Raw genomic sequence first — 12,358 nt, forward strand, 5'->3', positions numbered from 1 at the left:
CGGCGATGGTCCAGTCCGCACATACCGACATCGACCGCCACAGCGACAGGCGCGAACGCGTGGCGATCCATTGCGAGGCGACCAGCTTCGACCTGGAGACTGCAAGGCCGCTGGTCTTCGCCGCCATCCGCATTCGCGGGCCGCGCATCCTGACCGGCAGCGCCCTGCTGCTCCATCCCGGCAGCGACAGCGGGCTGGGGGAGGCCGGCGACCGGCTGCACGCCTTCATCGGCGACCGGCCGCTGGTCGGCTATTACCTGGATTTCGCCGTCGCCATGGCGGAACGCCTGACCGGCCGCCCGATGGCGCAGGAGCGGGTGGAGGTGTCGGGCCTCTATTACGACCGCAAGATCCGCAACGCGGTGAAGCATGCGGTCGACCTGCGGCTGGACAGCATGATCCGCGATCTCGACCTGCCGGTCCGCCCCGAGGGGGCTATCGGCACCGCGCTGGCCGTGGCGATGGCATGGCTGCGGCTGACCCAGGAGGGGCGCTGAGGAATCGGAACCGATGCCCTAGAGTGTGATCGGTTCAAGCGGAATCGCTTGAGGCGTGAATCACACGGAAAACCATAAGCTTAGAGTCTGTCTGGTGCTTCAATAAGCACCAGACAGACTCTAGAACCCCACCCGCTCCACCTCGAAGCTACGGTCGTGGGTCAGCGACGGGACCATGCCGCGGGCTTCCGCCACCCGGTCGAGGTCGAGGTCGGCGGTGATGAAGCCGACATCGGTGCCGGCATCGGCCAGCACCTCGCCCCACGGCGCGATCAGCAGGGAATGGCCGTAGGTCTGGCGGCCCTGGTCGTGGCTGCCGGTCTGGGCCGGGGCGATCACGAAACAGCCGGTCTCGATGGCACGGGCGCGCAGAAGCGTGTGCCAGTGGGCGCGGCCGGTCGGCACGGTGAAGGCGGCCGGCACGGTCAGGATCGACGCCCCCGCCATGGCCAGCGCCCGGTACAGATAGGCGAAGCGCACGTCGTAGCAGACGGTCATGCCGATGCCGCCCCACGGGCTGGACGCCACCACCGCCCGCTCGCCCGGCCGGAAGCTGGCCGATTCGCGATAGGACTCGCCGTTCTTCAGCGTGACGTCGAACATGTGGATCTTGTCGTAGGAGGCGACGATCCGACCGTCGGCGTCGAACAGATAGCTGCGGTTGGCCGCGCGCCCGTCGTCGAGCAGGACATGCAGGGTGCCGCCTAGGATCCAGGCCCCGGTCTCCCGCGCCAGATCGGCGAAGAAGGGGATGCCGGGATGCTCCGCCTCGCTGCGGACGCGCTGCATCGTCTTGTCACGGCCCTGGACGATCCAGCCGACATTCTCCGGCAGGGCGATGAAGGCTGCCCCGGCATCGCGGGCGCGGCGGACGAGGTCGCCCGCCGCCAGCAGGTTCGGCTCAAGCTCCGTGCCCGCATTCACCTGGACGCAGGCGGCCTTCAGCATGCCGCTGCCGAGGATGGCTTCGCTCATGCGGCGATGCCGAGCAGCGGATCGAGCTTGCCGGCGCGGTCCAGCGCGTGGATGTCGTCGCTGCCGCCATAGGGCTTCCCGTCGATGAAGATCTGCGGGACGGTGGTCCGGCCTTCCGACCGCTCGATCATCTCGCTGCGGCGGCCCGGCTGGGCGTAGAGGTCGATTTCCTCGTATTTCACGCCCTTGCCGTCGAGCAGGCTCTTGGCCCGCATGCAGTAGGGGCAGAAGGGCGTGGTGTAGATGACGACGTCGGCCATGCCACTGGGCTCCTTTTGGACGTTGGGAAACTATAAGGTCAACCCACGAGGGGCGCCAGACGTTGCAGCCCGCGCGCAACGCCGGTCAGCATCGCCGAACCCGGCCCTTTTCAAGCGTCAGCGGTGCACCACGCGGGCCAGCGTCAACACGTCCACCCGGGCCACCCCGGCGCGCAGCAGGACGCGCGTGCATTCCGCCAGCGTCGCCCCGGTGGTCAGCACGTCGTCGACCAGAATCAGCCGCTGACCCGTTACCGATTGCCCCGGCCGCAGGCGGAAGGCGCCCTTGACGTTGCGGTGGCGTCCCTGGCGGTCCAGCCCGCCCTGGGTCGGGGTGGCGCGCCGCCGCTCCAGCAGGTCGGGGATGGCCGGCACGCCGCTGTGCCGCGACAGCGCCTGCGCCAGCAGGGCGGCCTGGTTGTAGCGGCGGTGGAACAGCCGGCCGCGGTGCAGCGGCACCGGCACCAGCCGGTCGGCGTCCTCCAGCAACTCCCGCCCGGCGCGGGCCAGCCAGACGCCGTAGGCCTTGGCGGCATGGATCCGGTCGCCATGCTTGAAGCCCAGCACCAGCGGCCGGCTGCCGTCGTCATAGACCAGCACGGCGCGGGCGCGGGCGAAGGGAGGACGGGCGGCCACACAGGCGCCGCACAGGGCGCCCTCCTGCGCCTCATATTCGAAGGGCAGGCCGCAGCAGGCGCACAGCGGCGGGGCGATGAAGGTTAGGCCGCTCCAGCAGCGCGCGCACAGTCCTCCCTGCCGGTCCACTGCCTCGCCGCAGCTGAGGCAGCGCGGCGGCAGTAGCGCGTCCAGCAGCCTGGCGGCGGCACCGGCGGCGGCGCGGCCCAATCCGGCAAGATGGGCAGGTGTTTGCATCCGACCGGTCCCGTCACTGCAACATGGCGATGCGTTCGAAGATCACGCCGGTGTAGTCGCGCAGAGCCAGATAGATCGCCGGGCCGGTGACGAACAGGATCAGCAGCGTGGCGAAGAACTTGGTGTCCTGCTGCAGCGAGGGCTCGTTGATATGGGTGGCGCTCTGGAACAGCATGAGCACCGTCGACAGCAGGGCGGTGATGCCCAGCGGCGGCAGCGAGATCTTCAGGATGACCATCAGCGCTTCGTGGCTGACGGCGATGGCCTCATCGATGCCCATGCTGATGCCTGTCCGGTTTGCCGACCCGTTCGGGGGTGGTGCCGTGGAGATGGTGGCTGGGCTGCGAGTGTAGCACGGTTGTGGTGCCGCCGGGCTGGGGTATAGTGCGGCCATGACAAGCCCCGACAGCATGACCGTCTTCGACCGCGCGTTGGTCCGCCGCCGCCGCGACCGCGCCGTCGCCGAATTCTCCGACCATTCCTTCCTGTTCGAGGAGATCGCCGACCGGCTGGCCGACCGGCTGGAGGACGTGATTCGTCCCTTCCCGCTGGCGCTGGATGTCGGTTGCCACGACGGGGCGATGGGCCGCATCCTGAAAGGCCGCAAGGGCATCGAACGGCTGGTCGCCTGCGACCTGTCGCCGGACTTCGCCCGTGCCGCCGGCGGTCCGGGCAACCCCGCAATCGCCGCCGATGAGGAGTTTCTGCCCTTCGCCCCCGGCAGCTTCGATCTGGTGGTCAGCAATCTCAGCCTGCACTGGGTCAACGACCTGCCGGGTGCCCTGGTGCAGATCAGGCAGGCGCTGAAGCCCGATGGCTTCTTCTGCGCCTCGATGCTGGGCGGCCAGACGCTGGCCGAGCTGCGCCGCTGCCTGTACGAGGCGGAGATGGAGGTGGCTGGCGGCGTCTCCCCCCGCGTGTCGCCCTTCGCCGAGATCAAGGATGCCGGCGGGTTGCTGCAACGTGCCGGCTTCGCCCTGCCAGTGGTCGACAGCGACGTCATCACCGTGACCTATTCCGACGCCTTCGCCCTGATGCGCGAACTGCGGGGCATGGGCGAGACCAACGCCGTGCTGGCGCGGCGCAAGGTTCCCGCCACGCGCGCCATGCTGTTCGATGCGGCCCAACGCTATGCCCAACTCTACGCCGAGCCGGACGGGCGGATCCCGGTGACCTTCGAGGTGCTCTATCTCGCCGGCTGGTCGCCGCATGAAAGCCAGCAGCAGCCGCTGAAGCCCGGCAGCGGGCAGATTCCGCTCGGCGACGCGCTGAAGGGCGGCGGCATTCACTGAAGCAGGCTGAGGGGCTGGTTTACGCAACCAGCTTCCAGGCCATCCAGCCCAGCACCCCGGCGTTCACCAGCATGATCGCCGGGGCGATGCGGGCGACGGCGGTGCGCCAGGTGCGGCCGGCGACATGACCGGCCAGCCCCACCGCCAGCAGGCTCGGCACCGTTCCGAGCGCGAAGGCGGTCATCCCGAGCGCACCGGTCAGCGCGCTGCCGCTCGCCGCCGCGACCGCGATGGCGCCATAGAGCATCCCGCAGGGAATGAAGCCCAGCGCCACCCCCAGCCCATAGCCGCGCCAGCCGGTCGGGTTGCCGAACAGCGGCCGGGCGAGGCCGGACACCCGGTTCCCCCACCAGCTCTGCAGCCGGCCTTTGCCGAGCGACGGCGCTTTCGGCAACCAGGACAGGACGCTGCGCGCGGCGTAGCCGAGGAAGAACAGCGCCGCCAGCGCCAGCAGCGCCACCGACAGCCAGCGCAGTCCGGGCAGCGCCCCGATATGGCCGGCGACCGAGGCCGACAGCGCGCCGATCAGCGCATAGGTCGTCGCCCGGCCGGCATGGTAGGGCAGCACGGCCGCCCCGGTCAGGCGCCGGAACTCCGACATCGCCGACAGCGGCACCCGCTCCAGCCGTGCCGAGACCTGCGCCAGCACGAAGGGGCCGCACATGCCGGTGCAATGGGTGGTTCCGCCGACCAGCCCGGCGGTCAGCAGGGCCAGCAACAGTCCGCCGTCACGGTCGATGACCACGGCACACTGGTTCAGTCCGGCATCCAGCAGCGACAGGGCGTCCAAGGCAGAGCCTCTCCGAATCGGGAACTGGCGGCGATCTTAAGGGGGAGGGGAGGGCGGTCCAATGACGTGTGTCAATGGATCCGGCGCGCTTTGGGGGTGTGGGGGGAAGCGACCGGGGGGTGGTGGTTGCTGCAGTTGCCCCCTCCCCATCCCTCCCCCGCTTCGCGGTGGAGGGGGTAGGATGCTTGTGGGCGTGAGGTTGATCGCCGGAGCGGCGGAGTTCCCTCTCCCACCGAAGGTGGGGGAGGGTTAGGGTGGGGGCGACCGTAGCAACGACCTAATCAACCACGGTCGCTTAACCCCACGCCGTCAGGCCAGCAGGCGGGCGATGGGCGGACGGCTGGGGTGGAGGACGACGCCGTCGTCGGCCGGTTCGACCTTGGCGTCCGGATAGGCGGCCAGGGCGTATTGCAGGGCCTGCACGAAGCGCGGCTTGAAGTGCTTCATCTGGTCGTAGCCGGCGCCGAACTGGGCATAGAGCGACGGCCAGGAGATCGGCTGCGGCCGGCTCAGCGAATGCAGACGATAGGCCAGCCAGACATAGAGGTCGAGGCTGAGCGAGCGGTCCTTCAACTGCCGCACCGCTTCCTCCAGCAGCGGGACCGGATGGTCGCGCAGGGCCTGGAAGAAGGTCTCGTCCAATTGGACCACGTCGTTCCACAGCGTACCCTGGCGGTCGTCGCCGAGGTCGTCGTGGAAGATCAGGCCGCGCTTGACGATGCCGCCCTTCTCGAACACGTCGGCATTCTCGCCGTCCCAGAAGAATTTCAGGGTGCAGGCGGAGATGCGCAGAGACTGCTCGCGGAAGCCGCGGAAGGTCTCGCCGCCGACGCTGATGCCCATGCGGGTCAGCCAGTCGCGCATGGAGCGGCCGAGTTCCACCTCGCGCCGGCCGGTGCGCACCGCCTGGGTCTGCAGATAGATCAGGATCATCCGTGCCCGCGCGCCATAGGGCACGCCGAACAGCTTCACCTTGCCGTTTACCTTCAGCCGTCCCGGTTCGACCAGCAGCGTCACCTGATGGCCGCGCTTTTCCCAGGGTGCGTCGTCGGCCAGCTTCTTGTGCGGCAGGCTGGTCAGGCAGAAGCCGCTGTAGGTGATGCCGAGATGCTGGTTCTCGTCCGCCAGGATGTCGGCGGCGATGTCCACCAGCGTCCGATCCTCGGGCCGAACCAGCGCGCGCGCCTTGTCCCGCCCATGTTCGATCACCAGCCTGTGTATGTCGCCCATCGCCGCCCCGCCCAGATGTTGTGGCATCCTGGTGAGCGGCGGGCGCCGGAGTCAATGTGGGGTTAGGCGACCGTGCTAGTCGACGGTTAGTTGTTAGACTTATTAGTTGAGTCGCCGCTTATCCCCATGGGGAAAGCCCGAGTCGCGCCGCTTTTCCCCACGAATCCGCCGCTTTGCCCCACGGGGAACGGGGTGGACAAATGAGGGCGGTCGCTTTTCCCCACGGGCGGCAAGGGGCGACTCGCGACGGTTGCGGAGGGACTCGGGAGGCGGGTGGTCGCTTAACCCCACGGGTGGGGGCGTCGGCGGGCGACGCCCCATCCCCCTCAATGGCTCATCAGCACCGGAACCGTCATGTGCTGCAGCATGAAGCGGGTCATGCCGCCCAGCACCAGTTCGCGGAAGCGGGAGCGGCCATAGGCGCCCATCACCAGCAGGTCGCAGCTTTCGTCGGCGGCCATGTTCAGCACGGTGTCGCCGGGTTCCACCACGTCGGTGGCGACGTGGGTGGCCTCCACGCGGCAGCCGTGGCGGGACAGGTGGCGGGCGATGTCGGCGCAGGGTTCGTCGCCCAGGCCATCGGGGCCGCGCTTCGGATTGGCGGCCATCACCACGACCCGCTTGGCGGTGGACAGCAGGGGCATGGCGTCGCCGATGGCGCGCGCAGCCTCGCGGCTGCCGTTCCAGCCGACCAGAATCCGTTCGCCGATGGAGGAGAAGCGTCCGGCATAGGGCACGACCAGAAGCGGCCGGCCGCATTCGAACAGCAGGTCGGCCGGCTGCGCGACCGGCTGGTCGCGGTCGCGGTCCGGAGCCGGCTGGCCGACCACCACCAGATCGGCGTAACGGCCGCGCACGGCGGCGGCAATGGTCGGGTCGCCTTCCTGAACCAGCCATTCCGAACGGTCGCTCAGGCCATGGTGGCGCATGGCGTCGTTGAAGGCCGCAGCCATTTGGGCCGTCTGGTCGTTGCGCGACTGACGGCGGCTCTCACGCAGTTCCTGCGGAAACTGGGATTCGATATAGCCGGGGAACACGACGTCGGTGAAGGCGTAGAGCGCGGTCAGATGCGCATCGCACCGGGCCGCGAGCTGGGCCGCGAGGTCGAGACGCGCTGCGGACGCGGGCGTATCGTCGACGACCACCAGAATGTCCTTGAGAGCCATGACGTAATTCCTGCCCATTGATTGTGATCGTTGCCGCCATCGCCAATCGAAGCAGGGGCGATGCACGGGCGGGGCGGTGCCGGGCGGGATAACCTCACTTGCAGTGGCCCGCACGCGTTGGCCCCACTTGCCTTGGCAGTATAAAGCCGTCGACGGTTGCCGATGTCTTTCCTTTACAGGGCACAGCCATGCCCTCTTCGCGTTCCTGCACTGCACACAAACGACTTCGGAGCGGATGGCTGTACAAGGATACAATCCCAGGCCGCAAGGAAGATGGCAAGGAGCGCAGGCCATATATTCATCCGCCCCGAACGAATGCGCCCAACGAAACAAAAAGCCGGGATTGTGGTTCGATTCATCCTGCAACCCGGACTTGAGTGAATACTATAATATGCGGCTGTGTCTTCGTCGCACCGGCTGTAGAAACCTCCAAGCTCTGCTGCTGCCGGGCGCCTTTGGTTTTGACGTGCGGGTGACACTTCGCGTAAGTGTTGGGTATCGATTTCCTGATGAGTACCCCGCTCTAACCTCGCCATGAGTCCAGATCCCCGAATCTCCGCGCTGGCCGACGCTCTGTCGGGTGCCGCCTCCGGTGCGCCGGGGCTTGACGCCCTGCGTCAGATTCTCGACGCCATGACCGTGAGGGTGGCGTTGATGGACCCGCAGCGGCGGCACATTTACGCCAACCGCGCTTATCTGGAGATGATGGGGACCAGCCTGGACAAGGCGGTCGGCACCACCATCGGTCAGCATCTGGGACTGGAACTGCAGCGTAGCACCAAGGCGCTGGCCGAACGGGCGCTGTCGGGCGAGACGGTGCAGACGGAGGGATGGATCACCCAGGCCGACGGGCAGCAGCGCTACGTGACGCGGCTGCATGCTCCGCACCGGACGGACGATGGCGCCATCACCGGCTATTTCGTCATCCTGCAGGACATGACCGAACGCCGGCAGGTGCAGGACGACTTGTTCCGCCTCGCCTATTACGATCCCGTGACCGGGCTGGCCAACCGCCTGATGCTGCTGAAGCACATGGCGGACTACCGCAACATGGGCGAGCCGTTCACGCTGGTCATCCTGGACATCGACCGATTCGCCGAAATCCGCAGCAGCATGGGCCAGGGCTTCGCCAACGAGCTGCTGGACGATCTGGCGCAGCGGATGGGGGCGCAGGCCGCCGCCTTCGACCTGATCGCGCGGGTCAGCGACCATGCCTTTGCCCTGCTGGCCGGCGGCACCTGCGACCGGCCGGCGCTGGAGGCCGCCATCGACGAGCTGGCGGCGGTGGTGCGCTCCGCCCGCTCCAGCTCCGGCGGTACGGTGTTCCTGTCGGCCAGCATCGGCGTGGTGGAGGCCCAGCCCGGCCACGAGCGGCCGGAGGACGTGCTGCGCGACGCCGAGATCGCCACCGCCCGCGCCCGCGAACAGGGCGGCGGCCGACAGGCCTGGTTCGACCCGGCGATGCATTCCCATGTGGTCGAGCAGGTCCGGCTGGAGCATGACCTGCGCGGCGCGCTGGCCAGCGGCAGCGACCTGTGGGTGGCCTACCAGCCGATCGTGGAGATGGTGACCGGCGGGCTTGCCGGGTTCGAGGCGCTGATGCGCTGGAACCACCCGGAACGCGGCAACATCCCGCCCGGCATCTTCATCCCCATCGCCGAGAGCACCGGCCTTGTCGTGTCGCTCGGCACCTGGGTCCTGCGGCAGGCCTGCCTGCAGATCGCGGAGTGGCAGGACCGGCGCGAACCGGGCTCCGCCCCGCTGTTCATGAGCGTCAACCTGTCCACCCACCAGCTGTCCGACCCCAACTTCGTCCAGGTCGTGCGCGAGGTCCTGCGCGAGACCGGGGTGGAGCCGTCCTGGATCAAGCTGGAGCTGACGGAAAGCGCCGTCATGGACAAGGCCGAGCAGTCGATCCGGCTGCTGCGCGACCTGCGGGCGCTGGGCATCAAGCTGTCGATCGACGATTTCGGCACCGGCTATTCGTCGCTGTCCTACCTGCACAAGCTGCCCATCGACAGCCTGAAGGTCGACCGTTCCTTCGTCTCGGCCATGCACCAGTCGGAGGAAAACCGCGCCATCGTCCGCATCATCATGGATCTGGCGCGCCTGCTGGGCTTCGACGTGATCGCCGAGGGCATCGAGACCAGCGCCGACGCCAATCTTCTGCGGGCGCTGGCCTGCGACTATGGTCAGGGCTACCACTTCGCCCGCCCGCTGCCGCCGGACGAGGCGGGCAAGCTGGTGGGCGGGGAGCTGCCTTGGCAGATGCCGCGGTGAGGGGTGGTTTAGCGGTGCCCCCTCCCTAACCCTCCCCCTCTTCGGACCGGCCTGCGGCCGGCCGAGGGGAGAGGGGACTGCCGCCGCTTCGGCATTTACGTTACGCAAACAAGCGTCCTGCCCCCTCTCCCTCGAAGAGGAGGAGGGATGGGGAGGGGGCAATGCGCTCCACCACCCCCGAACTCACTTCCCCCGGACGAACTTCGGCGTTCCCGCGGCGCTGGGCAGCAGGCGGACGGCGTAGGGGCTGGTGCGCATCTGCGCCACCGCCTGGGCCGGGCCGGGAACCGTCTCGCGGTAGCCGACGACCAGATCGGCCCCCTTCTGCTGCACGCTGTCGATGGTGACGCCGTAGCCCGCCGTGTCGCGGGGACCAAGGAACACCGCGACCGCCATCCGGCCGCCGGGCAGGGAGGTCGGGGCCGGTTCGCCGACGCGCGCCCACAGCGCCGTCCATTCGGCGCCGTCGCGGGCGACGACATAGGCGCGCTCGGCGGCGCTGCTGTGGTTGCCCTGCCAGACGGTGCCGGCCTCCGCCTGGGCCGGCAGCAGGTTGCCCCCGGCGCGGTCGGTGCCGCTCTGGCAGGCGGTCAGCACAAGGGCGGGGGCGAGAACCAGCGGGATCAGGCGCAGACGGGACGGCAGCTTCATGGGACGGTCAGGCGCTCCGCGGCAGGATCGTCTCGACCAGCGAGGCCCAATAGCTGGCGCCGGTGGTCAGGATCGCGTCGTTGAAATCGTAATGCGGGTTGTGCAGGCGGCAGGACGGACCGCGGTGGCCGCCATGGCCGAGCCAGATGTAGGCACCCGGCCGCTCCTTCAGCATATAGCCGAAGTCTTCCGCCGCCATGGTCGGGGCGGGGGCCCAGACCACATTCCCATCGCCCACCACCTTGGCCGCCGCCGCAGCAGCGACGCGCGCCTCCGGCTCGCTGTTGACGGTGGCGGGGTAGCCGGGGCGGAAGCGCAACTCGGCCTTGGCGCCCAGCCCTTCGGCGATGCTGGAGACGAGGCGGGCGAACTGCTCCTGGATGCGGCGGTGGTTTTCTTCCGTAAAGGTGCGCATGGTGCCGAGCATCCGCGCGCCATCGGGGATGACGTTGGCGGCGGTCCCTGCCTCCACCACCGTGATCGACACCACCGCGCTGTCGGCCGGGTTGGTGCCGCGGCTGACCAGGCTCTGCGCCGCGGTGATGATGTGGGCGGACACCAGGACCGGGTCGATGCCGCGATGGGGCATGGCGGCATGGGCGCCGTGGCCGGTCACATGGATCTCGAACTGGTTGGCCGCCGCCATCACCGGGCCGGGATGGACGGCGATCTGGCCGGCCGGCAACTCCGGCCAGTTGTGCAGGCCATAGACCTGCTCGCAGTCGAACTGACTGAACAGGCCGTCGTCGATCATCCGCTTCGCACCGCCAAGCCCTTCCTCGGCCGGCTGGAAGATGAAGTGGACGGTGCCGTCGAAGTTGCGCGTCTCCGCCAGATAGCGGGCGGCGCCCAGCAGCATGGCGGTGTGGCCGTCATGGCCGCAGGCGTGCATCTTGCCGGCATGGCGCGAGGCATGGTCGAAGTCGTTCGCCTCCGGCATCGGCAGCGCGTCCATGTCGGCGCGAAGGCCGATGGCCCGGCCGCTGCCGGTGCCCAGCCCCTTCAGCGTGCCGACCACGCCGGTTCCACCCAGGCCGCGATGCACCGTGATGCCGAATTCCGCCAGCTTCGCGGCGACGATGTCGGAGGTGCGCTCCTCCTCGAACCCAAGTTCCGGGTGGGCGTGGATGTCGCGCCGCCACGCGGTCATGTCGTCCTGGAAAGCGGCGATGCGGTTGTTGATCGGCATGTCTCTAACACTGGTTGGAACGGCCGGATGCCGTTCGGGGAAGCTGGTGGAAGGATCGTGACGGGAACGCAACGACTAGCCGGGAACGGCCATCTCGGGAACCGCCATGCCGCGCCGCACCGCCGGCCGGCCGGCCATGGCGTCGTGCCAGCGCTTCAGGTGGGGGAAGCGGTCGAGCAGCCCGCCGCCGGCCACCGCCGCGGCGGCGATGAAGGGGAAGCAGGCGATGTCGGCGATGGAGTAGGTGGTGCCGCCCAGATGCTCCGCGACGCCCAGCCGGTCCTCCAGCGCCGAATAGCAGCGCATCAACTCGCCCTTGTACAGGTCGATGGCGTGGGGGATGCGGTCGGGGGCGCGGGCGGCGAAGCGCTGCATGTCGATGGCGGTCGGGCCAAGGTCGCTGACGCCCAGCATGAACCAGCTCATCGCCTCCGCCCGCTCGTCCTCGTCCTCGGGCAGCAGGCGGCCGGTGCGCTCGGCGAAATGCAGCAGGATGGCGCCGGAGCCGAACAGGCGCCGCACCCGGCCGCCCGGCAACTCCTCCACCAGGGCGGGGATCTTGGTGATCGGGCTGATCGCCAGGAAATCCGGCCGCTTGTTCTCGCCGGCGGCCAGATCGACGCGATGGACGGCGTAGGTCAGCCCCAACTCCTCCAGCAGGATGGAGGCCTTGCGACCGTTGGGCGTGGGAAAGCTGTAGAGCGTAAGCATGCGGTGACGGTCCCTGCGCTCTGCACGGGGCGGTTCCCCGCGAGCGATGGCACAGTCTGGCCGATTTGCGCGGCGAACGCCAGCGACAGCGCGGGCAATTCGGGAACTCAGAACAGAGGCGCGCAGCCGTCCGGCTTCACGATGCGGGTGGCCGAGGGCGGGTTGGCCGCCAGCTTCGACGCCGGACGGATCGGCCGCCGTACCAACTCGCCCCCGCAGTTCGGGCAGCGCTGCCCCGGCAGCCGGGCACGGCAATCCGCGCAGAAGGTGCATTCGAAGGAGCAGATATAGGCGTTCTCCGCCGCGGGTGGCAGGTCGCGGTCGCAGCATTCGCAGTTGGGGCGCAGGTCCAGCATGGCGCGGTCTCCGGTGTGGGATGCGCCACGAGGATAGCCGCGGACACGGCGGATGGAGAGTGGCGCGGCTGCCGACGGACGTGAAGAT

14 protein-coding genes are annotated in these 12,358 nt (G+C 68.8%); 3 read left to right on the top strand and 11 right to left on the bottom strand.

The genetic code is table 11. The features are described from left to right. The first annotated feature begins 5 nt into the window (after positions 1-5). The gene (locus FZ983_RS12620; protein WP_149223884.1) at positions 6-497 is read left to right on the top strand and encodes a DNA polymerase III; all 492 of its coding nucleotides are present in this window, start codon (positions 6-8) and stop codon (positions 495-497) included. Between the two features lie 120 nt (positions 498-617). On the opposite strand, the gene FZ983_RS12625 is transcribed toward FZ983_RS12620, so the two are convergent. The 4 genes from FZ983_RS12625 to FZ983_RS12640 all read right to left on the bottom strand — a co-directional run bounded on the left by FZ983_RS12625 (position 618) and on the right by FZ983_RS12640 (position 2,885). Beyond that, positions 618-1,472, bottom strand: coding sequence for a carbon-nitrogen hydrolase family protein (locus tag FZ983_RS12625; protein ID WP_149223885.1), 855 nt, complete (start codon positions 1,470-1,472; stop codon positions 618-620). Then, positions 1,469-1,732, bottom strand: a complete 264-nt coding sequence (grxC, locus tag FZ983_RS12630) for a glutaredoxin 3 (protein ID WP_109152413.1) — start codon at positions 1,730-1,732, stop codon at positions 1,469-1,471. The genes FZ983_RS12625 and grxC overlap by 4 nt, the downstream gene beginning before the upstream one ends. A gap of 117 nt (positions 1,733-1,849) precedes the next feature. Beyond that, positions 1,850-2,605 carry a ComF family protein gene (locus FZ983_RS12635; protein ID WP_149223886.1) on the bottom strand — a complete coding sequence of 252 codons (756 nt, stop codon included), beginning with the start codon at positions 2,603-2,605 and terminating at the stop codon, positions 1,850-1,852. 13 nt (positions 2,606-2,618) lie between these two features. Next, positions 2,619-2,885 (bottom strand): flagellar biosynthetic protein FliQ, encoded by a 267-nt coding sequence (locus FZ983_RS12640; protein ID WP_149223887.1) that lies wholly within the window; start codon positions 2,883-2,885, stop codon positions 2,619-2,621. A 112-nt stretch (positions 2,886-2,997) separates the two neighbouring features. Here FZ983_RS12640 and FZ983_RS12645 point away from each other — a divergent pair, with 112 nt between their 5' ends. Next, the gene (locus FZ983_RS12645; RefSeq protein ID WP_149223888.1) at positions 2,998-3,897 is read left to right on the top strand and encodes a methyltransferase domain-containing protein; all 900 of its coding nucleotides are present in this window, start codon (positions 2,998-3,000) and stop codon (positions 3,895-3,897) included. A 19-nt stretch (positions 3,898-3,916) separates the two neighbouring features. Here FZ983_RS12645 and FZ983_RS12650 read toward each other — a convergent pair whose 3' ends face one another. The 3 genes from FZ983_RS12650 to FZ983_RS12660 all read right to left on the bottom strand — a co-directional run bounded on the left by FZ983_RS12650 (position 3,917) and on the right by FZ983_RS12660 (position 7,083). Continuing rightward, the gene (locus tag FZ983_RS12650) at positions 3,917-4,687 is read right to left on the bottom strand and encodes a sulfite exporter TauE/SafE family protein (RefSeq protein ID WP_149223889.1); all 771 of its coding nucleotides are present in this window, start codon (positions 4,685-4,687) and stop codon (positions 3,917-3,919) included. 309 nt (positions 4,688-4,996) lie between these two features. Further along, the gene (locus tag FZ983_RS12655) at positions 4,997-5,917 is read right to left on the bottom strand and encodes a replication protein RepA (protein WP_063635493.1); all 921 of its coding nucleotides are present in this window, start codon (positions 5,915-5,917) and stop codon (positions 4,997-4,999) included. A gap of 326 nt (positions 5,918-6,243) precedes the next feature. After that, on the bottom strand, positions 6,244-7,083 hold the full coding sequence (locus FZ983_RS12660; RefSeq protein ID WP_149223890.1) for a universal stress protein: 840 nt from the start codon (positions 7,081-7,083) through the stop codon (positions 6,244-6,246). Positions 7,084-7,617: 534 nt separating this feature from the next. Here FZ983_RS12660 and FZ983_RS12665 point away from each other — a divergent pair. Continuing rightward, positions 7,618-9,363, top strand: coding sequence for an EAL domain-containing protein (locus FZ983_RS12665; protein ID WP_149223891.1), 1,746 nt, complete (start codon positions 7,618-7,620; stop codon positions 9,361-9,363). Between the two features lie 183 nt (positions 9,364-9,546). On the opposite strand, the gene FZ983_RS12670 is transcribed toward FZ983_RS12665, so the two are convergent. The 4 genes from FZ983_RS12670 to FZ983_RS12685 form a co-directional block, all read right to left on the bottom strand. After that, positions 9,547-10,014 carry a protease complex subunit PrcB family protein gene (locus FZ983_RS12670; RefSeq protein ID WP_149223892.1) on the bottom strand — a complete coding sequence of 156 codons (468 nt, stop codon included), beginning with the start codon at positions 10,012-10,014 and terminating at the stop codon, positions 9,547-9,549. Positions 10,015-10,021: 7 nt separating this feature from the next. Next, positions 10,022-11,203 (bottom strand): M20 aminoacylase family protein, encoded by a 1,182-nt coding sequence (locus FZ983_RS12675; protein ID WP_149223893.1) that lies wholly within the window; start codon positions 11,201-11,203, stop codon positions 10,022-10,024. Positions 11,204-11,278: 75 nt separating this feature from the next. After that, positions 11,279-11,914 carry a glutathione S-transferase C-terminal domain-containing protein gene (locus FZ983_RS12680; RefSeq protein ID WP_149223894.1) on the bottom strand — a complete coding sequence of 212 codons (636 nt, stop codon included), beginning with the start codon at positions 11,912-11,914 and terminating at the stop codon, positions 11,279-11,281. Positions 11,915-12,021: 107 nt separating this feature from the next. Beyond that, positions 12,022-12,270: a DUF1272 domain-containing protein gene (locus FZ983_RS12685; protein WP_149223895.1), complete on the bottom strand. Its 249-nt coding sequence runs from the start codon at positions 12,268-12,270 to the stop codon at positions 12,022-12,024. Between the last annotated feature and the right edge of the window lie 88 nt (positions 12,271-12,358).

The organism is Azospirillum sp. B21, from assembly GCF_008364825.1.
Classification (GTDB): domain Bacteria; phylum Pseudomonadota; class Alphaproteobacteria; order Azospirillales; family Azospirillaceae; genus Azospirillum.

Coding starts and splice junctions, on each gene's coding strand:
- FZ983_RS12640 (WP_149223887.1), bottom strand. CDS start 2,885: ATGGGCATCGATGAGGCCATCGCCGTCAGCCACGAAGCGCTGATGGTC.
- FZ983_RS12660 (WP_149223890.1), bottom strand. CDS start 7,083: ATGGCTCTCAAGGACATTCTGGTGGTCGTCGACGATACGCCCGCGTCC.
- FZ983_RS12665 (WP_149223891.1), top strand. CDS start 7,618: ATGAGTCCAGATCCCCGAATCTCCGCGCTGGCCGACGCTCTGTCGGGT.
- FZ983_RS12655 (WP_063635493.1), bottom strand. CDS start 5,917: ATGGGCGACATACACAGGCTGGTGATCGAACATGGGCGGGACAAGGCG.
- FZ983_RS12685 (WP_149223895.1), bottom strand. CDS start 12,270: ATGCTGGACCTGCGCCCCAACTGCGAATGCTGCGACCGCGACCTGCCA.
- FZ983_RS12635 (WP_149223886.1), bottom strand. CDS start 2,605: ATGCAAACACCTGCCCATCTTGCCGGATTGGGCCGCGCCGCCGCCGGT.
- FZ983_RS12620 (WP_149223884.1), top strand. CDS start 6: ATGGTCCAGTCCGCACATACCGACATCGACCGCCACAGCGACAGGCGC.
- FZ983_RS12645 (WP_149223888.1), top strand. CDS start 2,998: ATGACAAGCCCCGACAGCATGACCGTCTTCGACCGCGCGTTGGTCCGC.
- FZ983_RS12675 (WP_149223893.1), bottom strand. CDS start 11,203: ATGCCGATCAACAACCGCATCGCCGCTTTCCAGGACGACATGACCGCG.
- FZ983_RS12670 (WP_149223892.1), bottom strand. CDS start 10,014: ATGAAGCTGCCGTCCCGTCTGCGCCTGATCCCGCTGGTTCTCGCCCCC.
- grxC (WP_109152413.1), bottom strand. CDS start 1,732: ATGGCCGACGTCGTCATCTACACCACGCCCTTCTGCCCCTACTGCATG.
- FZ983_RS12625 (WP_149223885.1), bottom strand. CDS start 1,472: ATGAGCGAAGCCATCCTCGGCAGCGGCATGCTGAAGGCCGCCTGCGTC.
- FZ983_RS12680 (WP_149223894.1), bottom strand. CDS start 11,914: ATGCTTACGCTCTACAGCTTTCCCACGCCCAACGGTCGCAAGGCCTCC.